Source organism: Granulicella paludicola, assembly GCF_025685545.1.
GTDB lineage: Bacteria > Acidobacteriota > Terriglobia > Terriglobales > Acidobacteriaceae > Granulicella > Granulicella paludicola.
In genome coordinates this window covers 350,822-375,401 of the sequence record NZ_JAGSYC010000025.1, presented here as the reverse complement: position 1 = coordinate 375,401, position 24,580 = coordinate 350,822, and the positions used below count along the sequence as shown (strand labels likewise).

18 protein-coding genes are annotated in these 24,580 nt (G+C 59.8%); 10 read left to right on the top strand and 8 right to left on the bottom strand.

Features of this window, described 5'->3' with window-relative positions:
* Window positions 1-2,079: a S9 family peptidase gene (locus tag OHL14_RS13325; protein ID WP_263379845.1), complete on the top strand. Its 2,079-nt coding sequence runs from the start codon at window positions 1-3 to the stop codon at window positions 2,077-2,079.
* Here OHL14_RS13325 and OHL14_RS13320 read toward each other — a convergent pair whose 3' ends face one another.
* The 3 genes from OHL14_RS13320 to OHL14_RS13310 all read right to left on the bottom strand — a co-directional run bounded on the left by OHL14_RS13320 (window position 2,080) and on the right by OHL14_RS13310 (window position 5,381).
* Window positions 2,080-3,984, bottom strand: coding sequence for an ABC transporter ATP-binding protein (locus tag OHL14_RS13320; RefSeq protein WP_263379844.1), 1,905 nt, complete (start codon window positions 3,982-3,984; stop codon window positions 2,080-2,082).
* A gap of 36 nt (window positions 3,985-4,020) precedes the next feature.
* Complete coding sequence (locus OHL14_RS13315; protein WP_263379843.1) at window positions 4,021-4,392, bottom strand: hypothetical protein; 372 nt, start codon at window positions 4,390-4,392, stop codon at window positions 4,021-4,023.
* A gap of 65 nt (window positions 4,393-4,457) precedes the next feature.
* Window positions 4,458-5,381, bottom strand: coding sequence for an SCO family protein (locus OHL14_RS13310; protein WP_263379842.1), 924 nt, complete (start codon window positions 5,379-5,381; stop codon window positions 4,458-4,460).
* A 129-nt stretch (window positions 5,382-5,510) separates the two neighbouring features.
* Between OHL14_RS13310 and OHL14_RS13305 the strand changes: the two genes are divergently transcribed.
* The 5 genes from OHL14_RS13305 to OHL14_RS13285 all read left to right on the top strand — a co-directional run bounded on the left by OHL14_RS13305 (window position 5,511) and on the right by OHL14_RS13285 (window position 15,527).
* Window positions 5,511-6,695, top strand: a complete 1,185-nt coding sequence (locus OHL14_RS13305; protein WP_263379841.1) for an MFS transporter — start codon at window positions 5,511-5,513, stop codon at window positions 6,693-6,695.
* A 46-nt stretch (window positions 6,696-6,741) separates the two neighbouring features.
* Window positions 6,742-9,456: a PD-(D/E)XK nuclease family protein gene (locus OHL14_RS13300; RefSeq protein WP_263379840.1), complete on the top strand. Its 2,715-nt coding sequence runs from the start codon at window positions 6,742-6,744 to the stop codon at window positions 9,454-9,456.
* Complete coding sequence (locus tag OHL14_RS13295; protein ID WP_263379839.1) at window positions 9,449-13,051, top strand: UvrD-helicase domain-containing protein; 3,603 nt, start codon at window positions 9,449-9,451, stop codon at window positions 13,049-13,051. Before OHL14_RS13300 ends, OHL14_RS13295 begins: the two co-directional genes overlap by 8 nt.
* A 96-nt stretch (window positions 13,052-13,147) precedes the next feature.
* On the top strand, window positions 13,148-13,516 hold the full coding sequence (locus OHL14_RS13290; RefSeq protein WP_263379838.1) for a response regulator: 369 nt from the start codon (window positions 13,148-13,150) through the stop codon (window positions 13,514-13,516).
* Window positions 13,517-13,532: 16 nt separating this feature from the next.
* Window positions 13,533-15,527: a two-component system sensor histidine kinase NtrB gene (locus OHL14_RS13285; RefSeq protein WP_263379837.1), complete on the top strand. Its 1,995-nt coding sequence runs from the start codon at window positions 13,533-13,535 to the stop codon at window positions 15,525-15,527.
* Between the two features lie 8 nt (window positions 15,528-15,535).
* Here the strand turns inward: OHL14_RS13285 and OHL14_RS13280 are convergent, their stop codons facing one another.
* Both OHL14_RS13280 and hemW read right to left on the bottom strand, forming a co-directional pair.
* On the bottom strand, window positions 15,536-16,582 hold the full coding sequence (locus tag OHL14_RS13280) for a threonine aldolase family protein (protein ID WP_263379836.1): 1,047 nt from the start codon (window positions 16,580-16,582) through the stop codon (window positions 15,536-15,538).
* A gap of 20 nt (window positions 16,583-16,602) precedes the next feature.
* The gene (gene hemW, locus OHL14_RS13275; protein WP_263379835.1) at window positions 16,603-17,799 is read right to left on the bottom strand and encodes a radical SAM family heme chaperone HemW; all 1,197 of its coding nucleotides are present in this window, start codon (window positions 17,797-17,799) and stop codon (window positions 16,603-16,605) included.
* A gap of 61 nt (window positions 17,800-17,860) precedes the next feature.
* Here hemW and OHL14_RS13270 point away from each other — a divergent pair, with 61 nt between their 5' ends.
* Complete coding sequence (locus OHL14_RS13270; RefSeq protein ID WP_263379834.1) at window positions 17,861-19,894, top strand: ABC transporter ATP-binding protein; 2,034 nt, start codon at window positions 17,861-17,863, stop codon at window positions 19,892-19,894.
* A gap of 21 nt (window positions 19,895-19,915) precedes the next feature.
* On the opposite strand, the gene OHL14_RS13265 is transcribed toward OHL14_RS13270, so the two are convergent.
* Together OHL14_RS13265 and OHL14_RS13260 are read right to left on the bottom strand one after the other, a co-directional pair.
* Complete coding sequence (locus OHL14_RS13265) at window positions 19,916-21,253, bottom strand: MBL fold metallo-hydrolase (RefSeq protein WP_263379833.1); 1,338 nt, start codon at window positions 21,251-21,253, stop codon at window positions 19,916-19,918.
* Complete coding sequence (locus tag OHL14_RS13260) at window positions 21,250-21,606, bottom strand: ArsR/SmtB family transcription factor (protein WP_263379832.1); 357 nt, start codon at window positions 21,604-21,606, stop codon at window positions 21,250-21,252. Before OHL14_RS13260 ends, OHL14_RS13265 begins: the two co-directional genes overlap by 4 nt.
* 38 nt (window positions 21,607-21,644) lie before the next feature.
* Here OHL14_RS13260 and OHL14_RS13255 point away from each other — a divergent pair, with 38 nt between their 5' ends.
* Window positions 21,645-22,160 carry a rhodanese-like domain-containing protein gene (locus OHL14_RS13255; protein ID WP_263379831.1) on the top strand — a complete coding sequence of 172 codons (516 nt, stop codon included), beginning with the start codon at window positions 21,645-21,647 and terminating at the stop codon, window positions 22,158-22,160.
* Window positions 22,161-22,172: 12 nt separating this feature from the next.
* Window positions 22,173-22,541, top strand: coding sequence for a sulfite exporter TauE/SafE family protein (locus OHL14_RS13250; protein ID WP_263379830.1), 369 nt, complete (start codon window positions 22,173-22,175; stop codon window positions 22,539-22,541).
* Between the two features lie 13 nt (window positions 22,542-22,554).
* On the opposite strand, the gene OHL14_RS13245 is transcribed toward OHL14_RS13250, so the two are convergent.
* A complete protein-coding gene (locus OHL14_RS13245) occupies window positions 22,555-23,211 on the bottom strand; it encodes a YdeI/OmpD-associated family protein (protein WP_263379829.1) in 657 nt (218 codons plus the stop codon).
* A gap of 45 nt (window positions 23,212-23,256) precedes the next feature.
* Between OHL14_RS13245 and OHL14_RS13240 the strand changes: the two genes are divergently transcribed.
* Window positions 23,257-24,558, top strand: a complete 1,302-nt coding sequence (locus OHL14_RS13240; protein WP_317890420.1) for a lipid-A-disaccharide synthase — start codon at window positions 23,257-23,259, stop codon at window positions 24,556-24,558.
* Window positions 24,559-24,580: the final 22 nt, after the last annotated feature.

The following is a 24,580-nucleotide window of genomic DNA, read 5'->3' as shown; positions in this document are numbered from 1 at the left end:
ATGAAAACGATGTTGCCCGCACCACCCTCCGCTGAAAAGTTACCTACCGCCACATTCCTGCATGGCACCGAGTTGCACGACGACTACGCCTGGATGCGCGAAAAAGGTACGGCGCGAGTGCTGGAGTACCTCGAGGCAGAGAACGCCTATACTGCTGCGTCGATGCAAGGCACCGAGGCCCTGCAGCAGAAGCTCTACGACGAGATTCTCTCGCACATCAAAGAGGACGACTCCTCTGTTCCTTATCGCGACGGAGCGTGGGAGTATTTTTCACGCACGGAAAAAGGTCTGCAGTATGCGCGCTACCTTCGTCGTGCGGCGGGAGTGGCCGATGCACCCGAAGAGACGATTCTCGACGTGAACAAGCTTGCTGAAGGGCAACCTTTCATGTCCGTTGGTGCACTGGGCTTGAGTCCCGATGGAAACTTGCTCGCGTATACAACAGACAATACGGGTTTCCGACAGTACACGCTGCACGTTCGCGATCTGACGACCGGCGAAGATCTGACGGAGACCGCTGAGCGCGTTGGCTCCATCGCCTGGGCGGCCGATTCGAGGACGCTGCTGTACTCGACCGAAGACGAACAGACGAAGCGCCAGGACCGAGTATTCCGGCTTAAGCTGGGTAACAATCCGATCCAGGTGTTTCATGAGCCGGACGAGCGATTTAACGTCGGCGTTGGTCGCACGCGCGATCGTAAGTACATACTGCTCGAAGCAGGTAGCCACACCACTAGCGAGACGTGGTTTCTGCCGGCTGACGCGCCGGACGCAACCTTCCGCCTAATCGCCGAAAGGGTCGACGACGAAGAGTACGACGTTGACCATCGCGCTGGTTATTTTTACATCCACACGAATTATCGGGCTGATCAGTTCAGGTTGGTGCGCACACCCGTCTCCTCCACAGCACGAGAGTCCTGGGTTGAACTTCTTGCAGAGAATCCTGAAGCTCCGCTTGAAGATGTCGACCTGTTTCAGAGTTTCCTCGTGGCTGGCTACCGCGAGCGCGGATTACCCGTGATGCGTGTTTACCCGCTCGACGCAGAGGGTGTTCCCACCTCGCCGCGCGAGATTGCTATGCCCGATCCAGCATATGAGGCTGGATCGGATGTGAACCGAGACTTTAATACAACCAGCTTTCGTTACAGCTATCAGTCGCTTGTAAGGCCAGGTTCGGTGTATCTCTACGACGTTGCAACGGGCGAGTCTGCGCTGCTCAAGCAGCAGGAGGTTCCGGGTGGCTTCAATGCTGCGAACTATGCCTCCGAGCGGCTATGGTTTGCCGCGAAGGATGGCACACAGGTTCCGGTATCACTGGTGTATCGCAAGGACAGGTTCCACAAGGATGGCACTTCGCCGTTGTATGTGTACGCCTACGGATCTTACGGCTATCCTTTGCCTCTTGGTTTCGGGGCCTCGCGCCTGGCGCTGCTCGATCGTGGCCTGGTGATGGCGTATGCCCACATCCGCGGCGGTGGCGAGCTGGGCGATCCCTGGCATGATGCAGGCAAGATGATGGTGAAGCGCAATACCTTCACCGACTTCATCGAAGCGACCGAGTTTCTGACTCGGGAAGGGTATGGCGACCCGAAACGCGTGGCAATTGAAGGCGGCAGCGCTGGTGGTTTGCTGATGGGTGCAGTTGTGAACTTTGCCATCGAGCAGGGCAAGCCGCAGCTTTTCCGGGTTGTGACCTCACATGTGCCGTTTGTAGATGTGATGAACACGATGCTCGATGCTTCCTTGCCGTTGACCGTAGCTGAGTACGAGGAGTGGGGCAATCCAAACGAGCCTGAAGCCTTCGAGTATATGAGCAGCTACTCGCCCTATGACAACCTGCAAGCCGCCGAATACCCCTCAATGCTGGTGAAAACCAGCCTGAACGATTCGCAGGTAATGTATTGGGAGCCCGCAAAGTATGTCGCGAAACTTCGCACGCTGAAGACCAACGACACGCCGCTGCTGCTGCACATCAACATGGATGCAGGCCACGGCGGCGCGTCAGGCCGTTACGACTATCTGAAGGAGATCGCCTTTGACGATGCATTCCTGCTGCGCGAGCTAGGGGTTGCGGAGTAGCTACTCCGCAACCGCCTCGGGAACGATATCGCCTTCGCCCGGAGCAAGGAACAGATTTGTTTCCAGCCCGTGCTGGCGCGTGTAGAGATCGAAATAGCGGCCATTCATGGCGTATAACTGCTCATGCGTACCGCGTTCGACGATCTCACCCTGCTCAACCACGAGGATCTGGTCGGCCTTGCGAATCGTCGAGAGGCGATGCGCGATAACGAAGGTCGTGCGGCCTTGCATCAGGAAGTTCAAGCCCGCCTGAATCATCGCCTCGGACTCCGAGTCAAGGGAACTCGTAGCCTCGTCGAGAATGAGTACACGAGGGTCAGCTAAAATCGCGCGTGCGATCGAGAGCCGCTGCCGTTGGCCACCAGAGAGTTTCACGCCACGCTCGCCCACGATGGTCGAATAACCCTCCGGAAAACGATTCGCGAACTCATCCACGCGAGCGATAGAGCAGGCTTTGGCGAACTCTTCGTCCGTCGCCTCAGGGTTCGAGAACAGAATGTTCTCCTTAATCGTGCCATCAAAGAGGAAGGTCTCCTGCAGCACTACGCCGAGCTGGCTGCGGAAGCTGCTGAGCTTAACCGTCGCAAGATCATGTCCATCGACCAACACCGCACCCAACTTGGCCGTATGGAAGCCGCAGATGAGGCTAATGATGGTCGACTTGCCGGAGCCGCTCGAACCCACCAATGCCGTCACAGTGCCAGGCTTGGCATCGAAGCTGATTTCCTTCAGTACCGGCTTGTCCTCTACGTACGAGAAGCTGACATCGACGAATTGCACTTCTCCCTCGAGAGGTCCCAACGGCAGCTTACGATCTGGGCTCGCGTCTTCCTGCAGCTCGGCCAGAATCTCACGCGTACGATCGAGGCCGGCAACCGCTTCTGTCAGCTGCGTACCGACGTTCACGAGCTGCATCACAGGCGCGGTCATAAAGCCGATGAACATGACATAGCTCATGAACTGGCCTGCAGTGAGGTGACCTGCATTGCCCTGGCGAGCGCCAAGGAACATGATCATAGAGCTCACAACGCCCAGCACAACGGTACCGGCGAGTCCCATAAGCGATTGCGCGGTGAGTGAGCTGATGACGTTTTGCAGCAGGCGATCGACGCCGCCCGCAAATACCTTGGATTCGCTGTCTTCTGCGTTGTAGCCCTTGACCACGCGGACGCCACCGAGGGACTCGGTAAGACGACCCGTGACTTCGGCGTTGATCTTCGAACGCTCGCGAAAGATAGGACGAATCACGCTGAACGCGCGCTGCATGATGAGTGCGAAGACTACGAGGAAGCCGAAGGTGAGCATCGTCATCGCGACGCTGATATGCAGCAGCCATATAAAGGCAAAGACTGCGGTGAGAATGCCGCCGACGAAGTCGACGATGCCGGTGCCCACGATATTGCGAATGCCTTCCACGTCCGACATGATGCGCGCGACGAGCGTTCCAGTGCGGTTCTCGTCATAAAAAGCGACCGAGAGCCTGCCGATGTGTGCCTGCACCTGCTTGCGGAGATCGGTGATGAGTCGCTGGCCAGACTTCGAGAGCAGCTGCGTCAGCGAGTACGAGGTGGCCGCCTGGATGAGCGTTGCAGCAAGCGCGCCGCCGACGATCCACGGCAGCACACTGAGGTCGTGCTTCACCATCACCCTGTCGAGAAACGGCGCGAAGAGCGCAGGTACAACAAGTCCTGCAGCTCTGCCGATGACCATCAGTACGAACGCCACCGCCAGCAGACCGCGGCGCGGCATCACCAAAGCCTTGATCTCAGGCCATACCTGCTTGAAGCTGGGTGATGGTTTCGCGGCCGTCAACGCCGCGGAGGCAGCACGCGTACCACTGCGTCCCGTTTTTTCGGCGGAACGCATCGCGCCCCCGCCCATTCCTGAATGTCCAATATTCGCCATTGTGTCCTTTTAGTCTACGCAGGCGGCAAGCGCTGTCTACAGTACTCGCGTTCGGCGCGCAGCGATAAAGCTGCGGACGCATAGAACGACATAAATCAGGCAGATCAGTGCTATAACAACCCGTTCGTCAAAACCAAGCGGGTTGGCCGCAATCGTTCCCTTTATCAAAGTCAGTAGTGCGCGGATACCCGTCAGGAGTAATCCGATGAGCCCGGCCGTTACGGCGACGTGCATCCAGATCATGCGCTGCTTCGTGTTCTCGGTGTTTGACAGAACGCCACAGAGAATTAGCAGAACACCGATGCCCGCAGGGTGCAGCGCGGCGGTCTCCGTTCGACCAGTAGCCAACCAGAAACCTGCGCTGACCAACACCAGAACCACGCCAAAACCAATCGTCAACTTCGCCACACGGGCCTCCTCTTAACCTTTAACGGGAATCGATACTCCATATTGTAGCGATAGCGGAACAAACCTTACGCAGCACCCCTGATCTTTGCCATGACATCCTCGACCGTCCAGTCGTTGGTGGGCCAGAAAGCGACGACTTTGCCGTCCTTGCCGATGACGAGGGTTGAGAGCGAATGCTGCAGCGTACCGCTCTCCCCAGGAGTGACGCCGACATCGAAGTACTGCTCCATCTTCGGCAGCTCCGATACCGGCGGCGCGGCAAACTCCCAATGTTGGAAGGTTTCGTTTACATACTTTCCGGTGTAAGCCGAGCCATAACTCTTCAAAACCTTCGGCGTGTCATACGTGGGGTCGAAGCTCACGCTGAGCAGGTGCGTCTTCGCGTACAGGTCTTTGTCGCCTGCCAACGCCTTATCGATTTGAGCAAAGTTGTGACTCATGCGCGGGCAATAATCCGCCAGTGGGCAGCGCGTGTAGATGAAGGTCATTACTACGACCTTGCCTCGATATTGCTTCAAATCGACGTTCTTGTCCGACTGGTTCAGCAGCTTGAAGTCCGGCACCGCCTCACCAGGAGTGGGCAGGTGATACTGCACGGTCGGTTTGACATTCGGATTCGCCTCGCCGACGATCACGATGTCCTTCAGTCGCAGGTTCTTCGGGCCGGCGGCATCCTCTTCCATCGTCAGCGTCGCGGAGATCACATCGCCGGGGTGAAGTTCGGAGATGGCAGCCGGATCGGCTACCGGGTAGGACATGGTCATCGCTTCCATGAAGCCCGGAATGGCGCCGTGATCCAGAACGATCTCGTTACCGGTTTTATCGACGCTCACGACCTTGCCTCGAATCGGATACTGCTTCCCTGCCGGAGCGGCAACCGTCTTACCGTGACAGCCTTCGAGCGCGCCCACGCCCACTGCCATACCAAGCCCCAGCACCACTGCAAACAAACCTCTGCTAAGCCGCACGCCACCACACCTCGGATTCATCTTCTGAAACCATGATAGTCCTCGGGGAGTCCAACATTCGCCCTCTCTACCCTGCGTGGTAGGATCAACCCGAAACGTACTCGAACAGAGTCGACCACGCCTCGTGGCGGCTACCGGAAATTCGACACTATGCCCAGCGGCACGCACGAACAGACCCGCCCCCTCGACAACAATACTTTTGGCCCGGCCTCCGTGTGGCTGGGACTTGGCATCCTGCTGACCGGTCTGGGTACAGCCATCCTCGGACCGATCCTCCCGACACTGGCTCACAACTGGCACATTACTGATCAGCAGAGCGGGCACCTGATCGCAGCCAAGTTTATCGGGGCCTTCCTTGGAGGCCTTTCGGTGCGCGGCCTGTTGCGACGCAGCATCCTGGCCGGAGCTCTCTGCTCCTTCGTGGGGTTTGCAGCGTTTTCCTTTGCTCATGGCCTTGCAGCGGGCATGGCTACGCTCTTCGTCTCCGGTTATGGAGTCGGTCTCAGCATCACGGCGTTGAATATCCTGATAGGTCGCCGCTACATCACACACACCGGCGCTGCCCTTTCCACTTTGAACTTCTTCTGGAGTCTCGGCGCGACACTGTGCGGCTTCCTCGCGGCTCTCCTGCTGCCGCGATACGGCCTGCATGGCCCGGTCTTGATCTTTGCTGCGCTATTCCTCCTGGCAGCGTTCGGCGGGTGGCTGTTGCCGTCACATAGATTCGGGCCAACGGGCGCTACCAAGGGCCAGGAGTCCTTACCAACAATTGCCTTACCAAGGTTGGCGCACATCCACTTCGCGGCTCTGCTTTTTTTCTACGGAGGTCTTGAGACATGCCTTACCGCGTGGCTTACCACCTACAGCCTGCGTTATGAAGAAACTCAGTTGCTCGGCGGCCAGTCTGCTGTTGTCTTGCTATGGGGAGCCCTCACCATCGGACGCGTGCTTTCCAGCGCCGCTATGCGTTTTTTCAGCGAGTCCGCCGCGCAGAGAGTCGGGCTGATCCTCTCTTCGACGCTGTTGACGGCCATCATCACCACCCGCAGCAGCGGCTGGCTCAGCGTCTACTGCCTTCTGCTCGGCCTGAGCCTCGCCCCATTCTTCCCCTCGACCTTCGGTATCCTCATGCGACGCCGACCCCACTCACAGCAGGCTGCGACGATCATGGCCGCTTCGGGCCTCGGTGCCGCCATCTTTCCCTGGGTGATGGGTTACGTCTCTACCCATACAGGTTCGCTGCGCATTGCGATGGCCGTACCGGCTGCGCTGGTGTTATTGCTGCTCGCAATGAGCTTCTTTCCGCCGGACGCTGAGAACAAAGCCACTGTCTGAATCTCCACAGGCGCACGCCTACCCGCCGGGTATTACAGTCAACTAGATGGAGTCGACCGCCACTCGAACCGCACTGCTTCACTTGCTCGATGCAGGTGAGGTACTGCTGCTGCCCAACGGTCGCGCTGCCCGCGAACTGCGCAGCGACTATGACGCCATGCAGTCTGCTAAAGGGCTTTCCGCATGGCAGCCCGGCCGAGCCATAAGCTGGCATCAGTGGACGAGCAGTCTCTATCGCGATCTCATTGTTCACGGTGCGGAGTCTCGCCTTCTTCTGAATCCTGCGCAAGAACAACTTCTGTGGAGCGCAATCATCGACGCTGATCCTTCGCAGGGCATGTTGACCTCGAGCGAATCCCTGGCGGAATTGGCTGGGTCGGCCTTTCAACTCGCCTCCTCATGGAATGCGACCTCGCAGCTAACAGCTACCGCGGGCAGCGAAGATACTCGCACCTTCGCCCGCTGGGCCCGCTCCTTTGAAGATCGCTGCAACACTGACCGCTGCATCTCCCCCTCAAGACTCGACGCAGCACTGGCACAGCACCTTATCAACGGAGGGCTACAGGCACCTCCAAAGTTGCGCCTCGTCGGGTTCGACAAGCTCACCCCCGCACAGTCGCATCTGCTAAATGCTTTTCAAGATCGCAACACAGTAATCGAGCGCATCAAGCCTGTCTATGACGGCTCTGCCAAGCAGCACAACACCCTAACAGCGGCCCACCCACGCGAGGAGCTGATCGCTGCTGTTCATTGGTTGCATCAGCAATTGTCGTTGGTAAAGCCGATACCACGTATCGCTGTCCTCAATCCTGGCCTTGCAGACGAACAATCGGAGTTCGAAGCTATTCTCCGAGAGGCTCTCGCACCTGAGCTGCAATCGATTGATACAGACCTGTCGTCGACGCCATGGGAGTTCTCCACCGGCCAGCCGCTAAGCGAGCTTGCGCTTATAACGGATGCACTTGACCTGGTGCGCTGGTCGATCGGCGCGCTCCCGCAGCCACGCATCACCGCTTTGCTGCTCTCACCCTATCTGAACCCAGGCGAGGATCGCGACCTCGCCGCGCAGCTCGATGCCCGCCTTCGCCGTAAAGAGAAGCACCTGCGGCCCGAACTTTCCCTTGGCGCCTTTCTTCATCTTCTCGATCGCTATCAATCGCCCCTTGCTTGGCCACGCCGGCTTGCGACCGAGATCGCTCGTGGCGGTGACCTCGCACGTCCGCGCACCTATGCAGCCTGGATGGAATTTCTGCGCGGGATCGTGCAATCAACCGGTTGGCCATCCAGTGAGGCGCGCTCGCTGAACGCTACCGAATACGAGGCCACGCGAGCCTGGGACAGTGTGCTCGACCTCGTCGCGACGCTCGATTTCAGCGGTCAGCGGGTCTCGCTGGAGCGGGCCATCGAGATGCTGGCGCAGCAGGCGGCCACGACGGACTTCACACCGCCCACCACAAACGCACCCATCCAGATCATGCGCCCCACAGACATCGAAGGCGCGATCTTCGACGCCGTACTTTTTCTGCATGCTACCGATGAAAACCTCCCTTCAGCCGAGCACACGCACCCATTGCTCGCATGGACGCTGCAGCATAGTCTCAACATGCCGGGAACAGACCCCGTAAACTCCGCAGCACAGGCGCGTGTGCTCCTGCAATCTCTGCTCGACCGCACTGGCACGGCGATGTTCACTGTAGCCATAGAGGATTCCAACGGAGAGATTCGACCTTCTCCTCTACTTTCAGAGTTGCAGCTTGCGACGATCGAAGTTCCAGAGTCGCCGATACTGCCTGCACCAATCTCCTGCGAACTGGTTGCAGATACCCGGCCGCTTCCCGCGTTGCCTTCAGCCGCCATTCACGGTGGCTCGCGCCTTCTGCAGTTGCAGGCAGCCTGTGGATTCCGGGCCTTCGCTGAACTGCGTCTCAACGCCATCGAGCCCGATACGGACGACATCGGCCTCGATGCGATCCAGAGCGGCAATATCGTTCACGCGGTACTGCAACAGTTATGGACGCGTCTAGAATCGCAAGCCGAACTCGCCGCGTTGAACCCTGACGAGCGACGCGAACTACTCGAACTCTGTATCGCTGATGCCCTCCGCGAAGCCAGTGCCCCCTCAGGCATCGCTTGGGACGAGGCTTACCTCTCCGTCATCCGCGAACGTCTGCTACGCCTGATGACCGCCTGGATCGACATTGAGTTGAAGCGCGGACCGTTTGTAATTCAAGGCCGAGAACTAAAGGCCGAGATCCCCATTGGCCCCCTCGTGCTCGACGTTCGACTCGACCGCATTGATGGTGTGCTGCAAAACGAAGATGGGGTGGAGAGCGTCACTGGCAGCGTGCTCGTCGACTATAAGACCGGTGGGTCCGCCAACCCGAAACAGTGGGGCATTCCGCGGCCCGAAGAGCCACAACTCCCGCTTTACACAATGCTCTTTCAGCCTGACGAGGTGAAAGGTCTCACCTTCGGCAAGCTCATTGCAGGCGAAGATATGCGCTGGATCGGCATGCAGTCGGAGGCAGGCATCCTGCCCGGCAATCGCCCGAAGATCGACGACCTGACGCTGCGTATCGACGAGTGGCGCGCGGAGTTGACGCAACTCGCCTACGATTTTGCCAACGGCATCGCCGACGTGTCGCCCAAAGACCCTGTCAAGACCTGCCAGTATTGTGCGCAACGCATCCTTTGCCGCGTAAACGAGCTCAGCTTGTCCACGAAGAGTGACGCCGACGAGGAGGAGGTTGATAATGAATAACGTCCTCCAATTTTCCCCGACCGCGCCGCGGCTCTCCGACGCCGATGCCCGCGAGCGTGCCCTCGACATCCGTGCCTCCTGTATCGTCGAAGCACCCGCCGGTTCAGGCAAGACCGGACTTCTGGTCCAGCGCTTTCTTAAGCTGCTAGCCGATGAGTCGGTCGGGTCTCCTGAAGAGGTTCTTGCGGTTACGTTCACTCGCAAGGCCACGGCTGAGCTACGCGACCGTGTACTAAAAGAGTTGCTGCTCGCAAATAAGAACGAGCCACTCACCGCCGATACGGCTCCGTTTGTTCGTTCCAGCCGTGAGTTCGCATCTGCAGCACTCCAACGCAGTCGTCAGCTCAACTGGCGGCTCTTGGAACAGCCGATGCGGCTGAACATTCAAACATTCGATGCCGTCGGCATGCAGATTGCAAACGCCCTGCCACTGTTGTCCGGCAGTGGAGGCCCGCGCGAGCCTCTCGAGGATGCGCGCTCACTCTACAACCTCGCTGCACGGCACACGCTGCTTGAACTCGGCGGCAGCAACCTAAGCCTGCATCAAGCTCTGCGCACCGTCCTGCTGCATCGCGATGGGAATCTCAACGACACGGGCTCGCTGATCGCCGGCATGCTGGAGAAGCGCGAACAGTGGGGATCGCTCGTCCCCTTGAGCGGTCCGCTCGACGATACGGAACTCGATACGGTGGTACGCAAGCGCCTCGAGCGTGCGCTTGAGACCATCGTCAACGCAGGCCTGCAAAGGGCGCTCGATGCTTTCCCACCCGACGGCCTTGAATATCTCACGCATTTTGCCCATCGCCATGCGCAGGAACCTGGATACAACGGCGCACCAAATCCCATCGCCCACTGCACAGACAAGCGCCTGCCACCCGAGCCAACAGCAGACTGCATCAACCACTGGCTCGCGCTGATTCGCCTCGTGCTGAAGGAAAGCGATGGCGACTGGCGCAAGAGCCTCGCTATCAACTCGCTTGGCTTCAAGCCTGCAAAAAAAGACTCCGACGCGCTAAAGCAGTTCATCGCCGAGGTCCAGTCCGAACCGCTGCGCTCCGCGCTTCATGCCGTGCTGCGATTGCCGCCTACCCGCTACCCCGACGAACAATGGCACGTCGCGAAGGCGCTATTCCATGTATTGCGCCATGCACTCGCCGAGTTGAAACTACTCTTTGCCAACCGAGGCGAATGCGACTTCTCCGAGCTGGCTCTGGCGGCGCGCGAGGTGCTGCGCTCCGATCACTCTGCCTCCGATCTCGCGCTCTCCGCTGGCGGCAACCTGCGCCACCTTTTGATCGACGAGATGCAGGACACCTCCGCAGGGCAGTACGACCTCATCGAGCTGTTAACACAGTCATGGGACGGCCACGCACAAACACTTTTCCTCGTCGGCGATCCCAAGCAGTCGATCTACCTCTTTCGCGCAGCCAGTGTCGAGCGCTTCCTGCGCACCATGACCGAGCGACGGCTCGGCGACATACCGCTCAAAGCGCTGCGTCTCACCGCCAACTTCCGCTCTCAGGCTGCGTTGATTGAAGGTGAGAACGGTTTCAATGAAGCGTTCACACATCTCTTCCTCACACCGAACGCAGTCATGACCGAGGCGCTTGACGTACCCTTTGTCGCGGCCACAGTCAGCCGTCAGAAAACACAGCCCGAAGGCGTCGTTTGGCACGCAAAAGTGCTCGAACCGGAAGATGTGGATTACGCCCAGCAAGAGGCACAGACGATCCGCAGCATCATCGAGCACCGCCTCGCCAAACCGCTACCCGTTGGCCGCACGAAGCCATGGCGTATCGCGGTGCTGGGTCATGGGCGGCGTCATCTTGATGCTGTCGTCGACGAGTTCAAAATCGATCGCGGCAACGGACCACTGGCCTTCAAAGCCATCAACCTCGACTCTCTTGAGGATCGCCCGGAAGTACTCGACGCGCTCGCGCTGACCCGCGCTCTTCTCCATCCCGCCGACCGCATCGCGTGGCTCGCGGTGCTTCACGCGCCGTGGTGTGGCCTCGACCGCGCAGACCTGCTGGTTCTTACCGGGGACGGAACCGGACGAGATGTACCTCTCTCCAGGCTGATCGCCAACCATCGCGAGCTGCTTTCCGCAGAAGGGCAAAGACTGCTGGCACGCACCTGGCCCGTGCTTGAGACTGCGATAGCGACACTCGGTCGTACGCCACTCGCCACGCAGGTCGAACGCACATGGCGCTCGCTGGGTGGCGACGCGGGACTGTCCGCCGAGCAGCAAAGCAACGTGCAGCAGTACCTGGCCGCACTGCGAGATCTCGACACCGACGGAGGACGCATAGACCTCGAGGTGCTCACCAGTCGCCTGAGCACTCTCTATGCTGAGCCCTTCGCTGGCACCGCACATGTCGAATTGCTCACCATTCACAAGGCCAAAGGGCTGGAGTGGGACTTGGTGCTGGTGCCGGGCCTGGAGCGTGGCAGCGGCCAGTCGCGACACCCGTTACTCAATTGGCTCGAGTTTGCGACCAATGCGACAGATGAAGCAGCGGTGATCCTCGCGCCCATCTCCAGCAAGGGCACCTCGGCCAGCAAGCTGAGTGAATGGCTCACCGGCCTGCGCGGCCGCCGCGAAGTAGCTGAACGCAAGCGCCTCTTCTACGTCGCCACAACTCGCGCGCAGGAGGAACTGCATCTCTTCGCCGCTGTAAAGCCCACCACCTCAGGGATCAGTCACGGCGCACCCTCAAGCCTGCTCAAAGCCTGCTGGGAGGCCGCGGTGAGGCCCCTCGCTGCGATCATCGGAGCTCCCGTCATATCGCTCGCCCAGCCAGACGCCGGCGAACTCGGACCGCATCTCCTCGACGAGCACGAGGAAGACACCCTGGCACTGGCAGCCGAAGGCACACCCGTAAAACCGCAATTCATCAGACGTTTGCCGCTCAGTTTTGATCCCGCTCGCCGTTTCGTGGAGGCAGCAGCGAATCGGTTGCCTTACGTTGCAGTGGCCACTCTGCCCAAGGATCGTCCCTTTGAGCGACCAGAGGGTTCCTTTGGTGTCCGAGCCTTCGGCAACGTCATCCATCGGTATCTTCAGCTAATGTCAGATTGCCTTCTCACTTCCGAGGCAGCCACCCTCGCCGCCGAACTTCCAGTCTGGCAGCCGCGGCTTGAGGCTAGCCTGCGCGGCGAAGGCGTGCCGCCACGCGATGCGGCCCGCGAGGCCTCTCGCGCCCTTGAGGCTCTCACTCGCACTCTCGCCGACCCGACGGGCTTGTGGCTTCTTTCGCCTCATGCCGAGGCTGCCAGCGAAAGCGATCTCACCGCCCTCGGCCCAGTCCCAGCCACACTGCGCGTCGATCGCACCTTTGTCGCCGGTCAGCAGCCCCTCGACCCAGGTGAGAGCACGATCTGGATCATCGACTTCAAGACCACCGAGCAGGGTTCCCTGCCCGATACCACCTTCGATTCCATGCAGCAGAGTCGCTATAGCGCCCAACTCGAGGCCTACGCCAAAATCCGGCGGAGCCTCCCCAATGGACAACTTCCCATTCATTTGGGGCTGTATTTCCCGCTGGGCTCCAGGCTGATTCACTGGCCGGCAGTTGGCAATACAGATACTTAGTTCACAACCATCCGAAAATCTTAATCTGAATCTACGGGAGTGGTATGCTGCGTATACCTTACGTTGGTAATGTAAACACTCTGGGAGTAACACGGAATGCCGCCCGAAGGACGACTGATTCTGTGCATCGACGATGAACGCATCGGCCTGCGCGTACGCAAACTATTACTGGAACGTGCCGGATACAGAGTTCTCACCGCACCGGATGGACCCGCTGGACTAGCGATCTTTGACGCTGAACCGATTGAAATCGTTCTGCTCGACTATTCCATGCCGGGGATGCATGGCGGCGAAGTCGCCGCAGTCATGCGTCAACGTAAACCTTTGATTCCTATACTTCTTTTATCTGCCTATGTTGGTCTTCCTACGGAGATCACCGACCTTGTGAACGGATATCTCACAAAGGCCGATGATGCTCCGACCCTACTGGCCAGAATTCAGAGTCTTATTCCGGACTCTCACTAGCGCAAGGTAAACGCCTGTGAACCTGAAACAGCTCAACCGGTTGCTTACGCAGACCCTGTTCCTCCCGGTGATTGGCCTCGTGCTGGTAGCTGCAGCGCTTGGCTGGCAGGTCCTGGCCGTACGCCCTCTCATCCAAGACGTGCATGCGACCGACCAGAGTCTCGAAACCGCACGTACCGTAAGCTCTCTCACCTCGAACGAGGCTAGGGGCGTCCGTGACTACCAGCGCACCCTGAAGGAGACCACACTCCAGCCCTACGAGTTCGCCATGGAGCCGCTCGTCCAGGAAATGAACACGCTGCGCGACCAGCTGGCAGCCCAGAGCGCGGACATGGAGCCCATCAACGATCTCATCGACCTGCATAACGACTGGTCGGAGAAAGTTGCTACCCCCATTATCAAAGCCGCCCGCGACCGCGTCAGCCTCAGCGACTCCCAGATCAACAGCGCCGACCGTGCCGACATGGACAAGATGGTCACCATCGAGTCTGGCATCATCGCCACCTTGCAATCGAAACGTTCCGCCCTCATCGACCGCTGGCAGCAGGTGATGCTGCGCACCATCGAAGTCGTCATCCTATCTGCACTGTTCGGTGCGCTGATCCTCGGCCTCTTCGCCAACAACCGTATGCACCGCGTGTCGGACGCTTACCAGAACACCATGGGTGCGCTACGCAGCACGGCGCAGGCGACCTACGAGTCCGAGCAAAGGTTGCGAGCCACGCTTACCTCTATTGGAGAAGGCGTCGTCGTCTGCGACGACGACGGCCGCATCGAGCTGCTGAACACCGCCGCACAGAGGCTTTCCGGATGGACCCAAGCAGCCGCCTCGCACCGCCACATGGAGCTCGTCTTTCCGCTTATCGATGAGCTGACCAACGAGCCCATCGGCCCCACTCAGTTCACCACTGCCGCGCAGGATCGCGCGGTTAGTCTCACTCCGCGCTCCGCTCTGCTCGTTCGGTCCGACGGCGTCGAATATTTCGTGGAACGCAGCGAAGCCCCCATCTACGACCGCGCCGGCTATCTCACCGGTTCCGTCACCGTCATCTCCGATGTAACCGAACGACGCCGCACCCAGGCCGCTCTGCTGGCTTCTGAAAAGCTCGCTGTCGCTGGCCGTCTGGCCGCCACCATCGCGCATGAGATCCACAATCCGCTCGACTCCGTCGTGAACCTGCTCTACATGATTAAGCAGGGCACAAGCGAAGAGGAGCGCGAAGAATTCGTTGACATGGCGCAGTCCGAACTGGCGCGCGTGACCAACATCAGTCGTGCCATGCTGGGGATGCATCGCGAATCACGCATACCCATCCTGCTGGACATCTCGGCCATCATGCACAGCGTTCTGATTCTGCTCGAACGCAGCCTCGCGAAGTCCGGCATCTACGTGATCACGGAACTTACGCCCGAGGCCTTCGCCTCCGGTTACCCTGCGGAGCTGCGACAGGTGTTTACCAACCTGCTCACCAATGCAGCCGACGCCTCCGAACCGAACACCACCATCCGCGTCAAGATTTACAACCAGGCCGCTACCAAAACGGCTGAAGACGAGTTTGCCACCATCCCTGGCGTCGTCATCAAAGTTGCCGACCAAGGCTCCGGCATCCGGCCAGAAATTCGCGACGACCTCTTTCGCCCCTTCTTCACGACGAAAGGCGAACAGGGCTCGGGGCTCGGCCTCTGGATCACAAAAGGCATCATCGAAAAGCATGCCGGCACCATCGCCGTCGATAGCACTATAGCCACAGAAGAGGCACCGAACGATCACGGCACGACCTTCACTATCTTCCTGCCACGCGGCACAGCCGGGCTGCCGACAGACGCCGAACTTCAGCCCAGCGAGGCCGAGGTCGTTGAAGCCGCTGAACTGATCAGCACCAAGTCCTCCAACACCACCCTCATCACCAATGGAGCCATCCGCACCCGACCCTTCGGTCGTGGACTCGGCAGAACACGTCGCTTTGCGCCTCGAATGCGCAACGACGTGCCTTTGCCTCCCCTCGAATAGCTGCCAGCTCAGCTGGCGATGAGAGCCTGCAGCGACCTCTCCATCTGATTCGCAGCCAATGCACAGTCCTCTCGACTTACATCGAAATGCGTCACCAGGCGAACCGTCTGCAGCCCGATCGCACTGCAAAGCACACCACTCTTCTTCAGCCCTGCAACGAACGCGCCCGCATCGCCAGCCTTCAGCTTGAAAATCACGATGTTCGTCTGCACCATGCTCAAGTCGATCTCTGCCCCTGCACATCGGGCAACGGCTTCGGCCAGCAGACGAGCGTTGGCATGATCCTCGTGCAGTCGCGCAGGCATCTCTTCCAACGCGATCAACCCAGCCGCCGCGATGATGCCCGCCTGCCTCATACCCCCACCCAACGCCTTACGAAATACACGCGCCCGCTCGATGTTTTTCGTCGATCCCACAAGCATCGAGCCGACCGGCGCACCCAATCCCTTGGACAAGCAAAACATCACCGTATCGAAGCCGCTCGTCAGTTCAGACACGCTGTTGCCCAGTGCGGTCGCCGCGTTGAAAACGCGAGCTCCATCCAGGTGCATCGGCAGCCCCGCCGCCTTCGCTCCAGCCCATATCTCTTCCAATACAGGTAGCGGCGTCACAATACCACCCGCGATATTGTGCGAGTTCTCCAACCAGATCAGCCCCGTCTGTGCCCGGTAATAGATCTTCGGCGAGATCGCCGCCTTGATCTTCTCCCAAGTCAGCACGCCGCGATCACCCACAACCGTACGTGGGATGCAGCCTGCAAACGCTGACACCATCGCCATCTCCCAGTCGAGAATGTGCGCCTGCGACTCGCAGATAACCTCCTGCCCATGTTCGGTGTGCAGACGCGCCGCGATGGTATTGCCCATCGAACCCGTCGGCACAAAGATCGCTGCCTCTTTGCCGAAGATCTCCGCCGCGCGCGACTCCAGCCTATTCACCGTCGGGTCTTCACCATACACATCGTCGCCCACCTCAGCCGAAGCCATCGCCGCACGCATTGCAGGGGTTGGCTTCGTCACTGTATCGCTACGCAGATCAATCAATCGCTCGCTCATCCACTCTCCTAAACTTCAAATCAGACAGCCACGCCTTCCAAGAGCCGTCCAAACACTTCATTCGAAACCAACCGCCCACGCAACGTCAGTCGCCAGCGCCCGTCCTCATCCGTCATCAGGTCTTCCGCCACCAAATCTCGAACAGCTTCAGCACAAGGCTTTGTCAACTCGTTCGGGAACGCTGCGGCCAGCCCCTGAAAATCTACGCCCTCATCCATCCGCAACCCAAGAAAGATCGTCTCTTCAAATGCTTCGGTCACGCCGCCACGGCTAATCTCACGCGCACTCTGCGCACCGGCATACTGGCCCAATTCATCGGGATTCGCCAACCGCACCGCGCCCGTCGTCGTCCGGAGCATGGAGTGAGCATCCAGTCCGAACCCAAGATACGGCGTGCGTTGCCAGTACTTCACGTTGTGCCGCGAGCGATGCCCCGCTCCGGCAAAGTTCGAAATCTCATACTGCGTAAAACCGGCCCTTGGCAGCCGTGCGCAGGCCTGCTCGTAAAGCTCCGCGGAGATTTCTTCCGCCGGAACCCCATGCGCATGAAACCGCTTCCCGCCAGCGATGACTTCCTGCCCCAAACGCGAATCCTCGTCGATCTCCAGCATGTACACGCTCAGGTGAGTCAGCCCGACGCCGGTCGCCACCTCCAGCGAATGCTCCCAACTCTCCGCCGTCTGATACGGCAACCCTGCAATCAGGTCTGCTCCCACCTCGATAAGCCCTTCGGCGCGCAGCCGCACGATCTCCTGTATGCACTCGCGCTCCGTATGAAGCCGCCCCACAGACGCAGACTCTCGATCAATAAAACTCTGCACGCCCAAGCTGACGCGGCTAACACCAAGTCGCTGCGATTCCGCCAGTATGGCATCACCTATCTGCCCAGGCGCCGCCTCAAGGGTGATCTCCGCGCCATCTGCGACATCAAAGTTCCTACGCAAGGCAGCAAAGATTCGCCGTAGTTGCTGTGGGGCCAGCAGGCTAGGCGTTCCGCCCCCGAAGTACACCGTATCCACCCTCCGTGGCAGTTCCGCCCCCAGTGAGACCGCGTTGGCCCCGGCGCCGTCGATCTCCGCGCACAGTCGCTCGACGTAGCTTTCCATCGCTTCCGGAGTACCCACCCCGGACGCAAAGTTGCAAAAGCTGCACTTCGCCCGGCAAAACGGCACCGAAACGTATATCCCGAGCATCGAATTGTCGGAAGCCTGCTGCATCTTTCCATTCTCCCACGCACACTCCAACCCTCTCCACGCCCGACCTCGTAAAATAGGACCAATGGCCGACGAAAAGCACAAGAAACAGGAAGCCCCTAAGCAGGGGAAAGAAAAGGCCGCCGCAACCGCGTCCACAGATGACGTCGTAGGTAAGGTGTACGACTCGCGCCTCATGGCTCGGCTCGTACGCTACCTCGCACCCTACAAGCTCCAGATCGCAATCTCCGGCCTCTGCATCGTCATCAAAGCCGCCAGCGACATCTCCGGCCCCTATTTCGTCAAGGTCGCAGTCGATACCTACTTCGCGCCTTCCGGCCATCCGGCGTGGCTCGGCCGCCATCTTTCGGCTGACCCCATCACCGGCGTCACGCAACTCGCCTTCCTTTATCTTGGCGCGCTGCTGCTTACTTTTGCGCTGGAGTTCGTCCAGACCTACTTGATGCAGTGGACCGGCCAGAAGATCATGTTCGATCTGCGCAGCCAGATCTTCCGCCATATCCAGAGCATGTCCGTCGGCTTCTTCGACCGCACGCCGGTCGGTCGTCTCGTCACCCGCGTCACCTCCGACGTCGACGCGCTCAACGAGATGTTCACCTCGGGCGTACTCGCCATCTTCGAGGACATTTTCGCGCTCACTTTCATCGTCGCCATCATGCTGCAGATGAACTGGCCACTCGCGCTGCTCACGCTGACCGCCATCCCCGGCATTCTCTACGCGACGCAGCTCTTCCGCACGCACGTCCGCAACAGTTATCGCCGCCAGCGCGCCGCTACGGCCAAGATCAACGCCTTCACGCAGGAGTACGTCTCCGGCATGGGTGTCGTTCAACTCTTCAACCGCGAACGCCGCGCCTTCAACGATTTCTCCAACATTAACGACGAAAACAAGCAGGCCTGGACCGACGCGATCTTCGCCTACGCCCTCTATTACCCTGTCGTCGAGTTCATTAGCTCTATCGCCATCGCTCTGATCCTATGGTTCGGCGGCAAGGCTGTACTCAATGCGACCACCTTCACATGGCTCACGCATCATCAGTACATCGTCCCGCCGCACGGATACATCACGCATTACAGCCTCTTTGGCAACGCCGTCACCATCGGCGTGTTGATCGCGTTCATTCAGTACGCGCAGCGCTTCTTCCGCCCCATCCAGGACCTATCCGACAAGTTCAACATCCTGCAGGCCGCCATGGCCGCTTCCGAACGCGTCTTCAAACTCCTAGACACCGTCTCGGAGATTCAATCGCCAGCCACGCCGACACTCGGCAATGGCACAGGTCGCATCGAATTCCGCAACGTCTGGTTTACCTACCAGCAGCTGAGCGACGAGCAACAGAACGCTCTCGATCGATGTCCTTCCGACCCATCTAGCGATCCAGCTCTCGCCCACATCGAATGGATTCTCCGTGGCGTAAGCTTCACCATCGAACCCAACCAGACCGCCGCCATCGTAGGTCACACCGGAGCCGGCAAGACCACCATCACCGCACTCATGATGCGCTTCTACGACGTGCAGGCAGGGCAAGTTCTTATCGATGGCGTCGATGTCCGCGAACAGGAACTGCTTACGCTCCGCCGCCGCTTCGGTGTCGTCCTGCAAGACCCCTTTCTCTTCAGCGGTACCATCGCGCAAAACATCCGCCTCGGCTCAAGCTGGATCACCGATGACGAAGTCGCCAACGCAGCCGAAGAGGTCAACGTCGCCGACTTCATCAAGACGCTGCCTTCCGGTTACGCCGAGCCCGTGCTCGAACGCGGTTCAACTCTCTCAACCGGCCAGAAACAGCTCATCAGCTTCGCGCGAGCCCTCGCGCATCGCCCCGGCATTCTGATCCTCGACGAGGCCACCAGCTCCGTCGATACAGAAACCGAGTTCCGCGTCCGCCTCGCCCTCGAACGAATGATTACCGGCCGCACCAGCGTGCTGATCGCCCACCGCCTTAGCACCATTCAGCGAGCAGACACCATCCTCGTCATGCACAAGGGCAAGCTGCGCGAACAAGGCACCCACCAGCAGCTACTCGCGATGCGCGGTCTCTACTTCAAGCTCTATCAACTGCAGTACAAGGATCAGGAACTCGGTATTCCTGCCTAGCTTCGATGAAGCCGGACACGCTTACACCGTTCGTGTCCGGTTCCATGCCCCCATTCCACCCTCCAGCATCCTGACGTCGCTAAACCCTGCGCGCTCCAGCAGGCTCGCCGCGATACTGGCCCGCAGTCCGCTCTCACAAACCGTGACGATGGCCTTCTCCTTAGAAAGAGTATCGATCGCCAGCGGGAGATCTCCAAGCATCACATGCAGAGACTCCGGAATGCTGCCGTAGCTCCGCTCCGCATCGTTGCGCACATCCAGTACAACGGCCTCTCCTACCTCCTCAACCTGAGCCGTCTTTCCAACCGGCAGCCCCGCAGCAACCCACGCCTTCATTCCTCCCTCGAGATGCCCAAGCACCAGATCGAGTCCCACACGAGATAGCGCCTGCCTCACCTCCACATCATCCCCATCATCCGTCACGAGCACAATCGGCGACGAAGCATCGAGCAGCCAGCCAGCCCAGAGCGCAAAGCTGGTTCCCCTCGCGATACTCACAGCTCCTGGCACATGCCCTTCCGCAAAAGACGAAACTGCGCGCACATCGAGCAAAGTCACATCCTTCATCGCGTGCGCGCGATGTACCGCAATCCCACCTGCGCCCGCCTCCAGATCCAGCACGGCCGCTCCTGCAGCGTTCAAAGACTTCATCCGCGGATAGTACGCAGGCAACGCAGGAACGGACTCCAGCAGCTCCGCCACAAACGTCTGCTCACCCAAAGCGAAGAACGGATTCGCAATCTTCTCTACTCCCAATGTCGTCTCTGCAGCCTCGCTCATTCCCGCCCCGCAGAGCGACCCGGCCCCATGCCCTGGATAAATCTTCACCTTATCCGGCAACGTCTTCACCGCTTGCACACTGCGATACATCGCCCGCGCCAGCTCCAGCTTCGCGTCCTCACCTAGCAGATCAGGCCGGCCCAGCGATCCTACGAACAGGAAGTCCCCACTGAACAGAGCCACCGGCTCACTCGCACCTTCTTCATAGAGCAGGAACGACAAGTGCTCCGGTGTGTGCCCAGGCGTATGCGTCGCCCTCAGAAAAGCATTACCTACTCGCACAGCATCACCCTCGCGCAGCGCCCGGTGCGGCATCGCATAGACATAACGCTCCCCCGCATCATAGGCACTCACCGCCAAAGTTGCTCCTGTTCTCGCGATCAGTTCGCAAGATCCGGCCGCGAAGTCCGCATGGATATGCGTCTCGAGCACCGCCGTAATCTTCAGCCCTTCCCGCGCGGCATACGTCAGATAGCGCTCCACGTCGCGGATCGCATCCACCACCACCGCCTCGCCACCGTCGCTCACCACATACGAGTACTGCGCAAGCCCCTCTACCTCAAACCGTTCGATCTTCATCGCTTCGCTCCACTGATCTTCACTCCGCCAACTAAGGCGGCGTACTCGCGCGCCCCGCGCTTGGTCTCCCGCCGGCACACGAGTTCACAGAGCTTGAACACCATGGGATCACCGATACCATATAACACCGATGTCCCCTCGCGTCTCCGGCTCACCAGCCCTGCTTCGTGCAGTATCGACAGATGCTTGGACACGTTCGGCTGGTTCCCGCCTACCGCTTCCACCAGCGCCGTAACCGTCCTCTCGCCGCTTTCAAGCTGCTGCAGTATGCGCAGCCGCAAAGGCTCACCCAGCGTCTTGAACCGGCTCGCCACTAACGCGAGCATCTTGTCGCTCATCTCAGTGTTTTCCATGGATTGACTATATTCCCATATGGCGATATAGTCAATCTATGCAGAAGCCACAGCGTCTTATCGACGTTCGAGAGTACGCCGAGTTTGCCAACGGACATATAGTCGGCTCAGAGAACATACCCCTCGCTACCCTTCAATCGCGCGCAACGAATTGGCGCCGAGACGAAGCGCTGCTGCTCGTTTGCAAGTCTGGTCGACGGGCGCAAATGGCACAAGATCAACTCACAGATCTCGGATTCCAGCAGCTCACCGTTCTGCCCGGAGGCATCGATGCCTGGACAGCCAACGGCAAGCCACTCTCCCGGCTCGAACGCCGTCCCTGGTCCATGGAGCGCCAGATCCGTATCGTCGCGGGCTCGCTCGTCTTGGTCACCCTGCTACTCGCGTTCGAACTCTCTCGTTATTTTCTGTTCGCCACTGCCTTGGTTGGCGCAGGCCTGGTATTCGCCGGTGTCAGCGACATCTGTATGATGGCCTCATTACTCGCTCGCCTACCCTGGAACCGGGTCGCTTCTCGCGCCACCACGCCAGCGAATGCAGCCAGCCAGCTATAAGAGGAGTTTTGCATGAGCCCAGCCTACATCTTCGGTGGTCTTCTACTCGGCGCCACCGCCGGAGTTCTTTCCGGCATCATCGGCATCGGCGGAGGCATCCTGCTTATACCCGCACTCGCCTACATGTACGGCATGTCGCAGCTCAAGGCGCAGGGCACCTCACTCGCCATTCTGCTCTTACCCGTCGGCTTCTTCGCCGTACTTCCCTATTACCGCGACGGCCAGGTCGACATCAAAGTCGCTGCGCTCGTCGCCATCGGCTTTGCCGTCGGTGGATGGTTTGGTGGCACCTGGGCACAGCATCTACCCGCCATCGTACTGCGCCGGGGCTTCGCAGCTTTACTGGTCATCGTCGCCGCCAAACTCTTCTTCACGAAGTAGGAAAAAGGCTTTCCTACGCGCGCTGCTCCGCCTCATCGCAGAGCTTCTCAACGCGTCGCTCTCGAGCTTCGGGGCTCTGGTAGTAGAAGATCGCCAGCAGCTGCTGCCTGCGTTGCGTTTCGGTCATCTTCGCCCAACCTGCCTTTGCCTTCGCACGTCGCCTGAAGGCTGCTACCAGCACAGGAGGCAGCTCTCGTTCTCCCTCCATCGCTGACATCAGGCGCTCGGCCATCTGCTCACAACGCTTCAGCTGCGTTGCTTCGCTCTTCACCCCGAGGATCCACTTCCCGATCTCCCGCCGCATGCTCTCGCTGAGGGAGTCATACCATTCGCGCAGCCCCGGCTCCTCTTCCAGCAACATTGCCAGATGGTCCGGCAGCTCTGCGGGGCGAGGCTCCAGGTCGGCCTGCACCTCGATCTTGGCCACGTCGCCGAGCCTTAGCCCTGCCTCACGCAATACCTGCTTATTCAGCATCAGGCATAAGCCACCACCGGCAAGAGGAAACAGGGACGTACGGAACGCAACGCCGTTCACCATGCCGCAGACACGCAGGCGCACCATCGTCTTCCATACCGTATGCGGATCGAAAGGCACACGGACCACCGTCCATCCGAGACCCTCCAGACCACGTTCCAGTGTTGCTTTGAAGGCCTGCCGCTTATCGACCATGGCAACATCCTAACGCCAACCGGCTAAACTATCCCTATCGCGACTTTGCCCAATCCGCGCATCTTCCTCTCTGCTGGCGAAGCGTCCGGAGACGCCTACGGCGCTGCCATCATCACAGCTCTGCGCCAACAGCAGTCAGCGGCTCACTTCTTTGGGCTGGGCGGTATCCAGATGGAGGCTGCCGGACAGCAGCGCATCGTTCGCGCCGAAGATGTCGCGCACATGGGAATCACCGAGGTCATTCGGCACGCGCCCTTCATCTATCGCCAATACCGTAAGCTCGTTGCCGGCATCAAGGCGGAGCGACCGGATGTCGCGGTGCTGATCGACTTCCCGGACGTCAACTTTCGCCTCGCAAAAAACCTGCATCGGCTCGGTGTTCCTGTCGTCTGGTTCGTCTCGCCTCAGCTGTGGGCATGGAAACGCAGCCGTCTGCGCTGGGTGCAGGAGCGCGTTTCGCGGATGCTGGTCATCTTTCCTTTCGAGGAGACCTTTTACCGCAACCGAGGGGTCGACGCGACCTTCGTCGGGCATCCTCTTGCCGCAGCAGCCGCGCCACCGGCACTCTCTCGCGTGGACTACGCTGCATGTTATGGCCTCGATCCCGAACGTACCTGGATCGCTCTGCTGCCGGGTAGCCGCTGGAAGGAGATTCGGTCCAACCTGCCCGCGCTCCATGAGCTTGCAATCAGCGACCTCTTCAGCGCCTCTGCGGCATACACCACCTTCGACGGCGGCAATACCACCGCGCCTCGCGACCCGACTGCCTACACACGCTACGAGTTCCTTTTGCCCGTCGCAAGCACCATTCAGCCACAGGCGTTGCGCGATTACATTTCCACGCTCGATGCCGAGCACCTCCGCTACTTTGGCGCCACCGAGCACGATCCCAATCTTCCGCGACCGCGCCTTACACTGGTTCCCGATGCGCGCGAGGCGCTGCATCACGCCCGCGCCTCTGTCGTCGCCAGCGGTACCGCAACGGTGCTGGCAGCCATCGTCGGCAATCCCTTTGTCGTCGTTTATAGGGTCTCGGCGCTTACCTTCGCGCTCGCGAAGAAGCTGGTCGAGTATCCGCCCGAGCTTCCAGCCCCGCACGATAGTGACGGCAACGCGCCGGTCGGCATGGTGAACCTGATTGCAGGCAAACGTATTGTTCCCGAACTGCTGCAGTCCCGCTTCACCGCTGCAAACGTCGCCAACGCGCTGGGGCCACTTCTCACCGACTCTCCGGAGCGGGCGGCGCAGATGGACGCGCTCGAGCAGGTACGCACCAAGCTGCGCTCCGACGGCTCGCCCATTGCTCACGTCGTCGAGACGGTACTCAGCCTGATGAGGCCCGCTTGAGCGGCATTTTGCTCCCACCAAA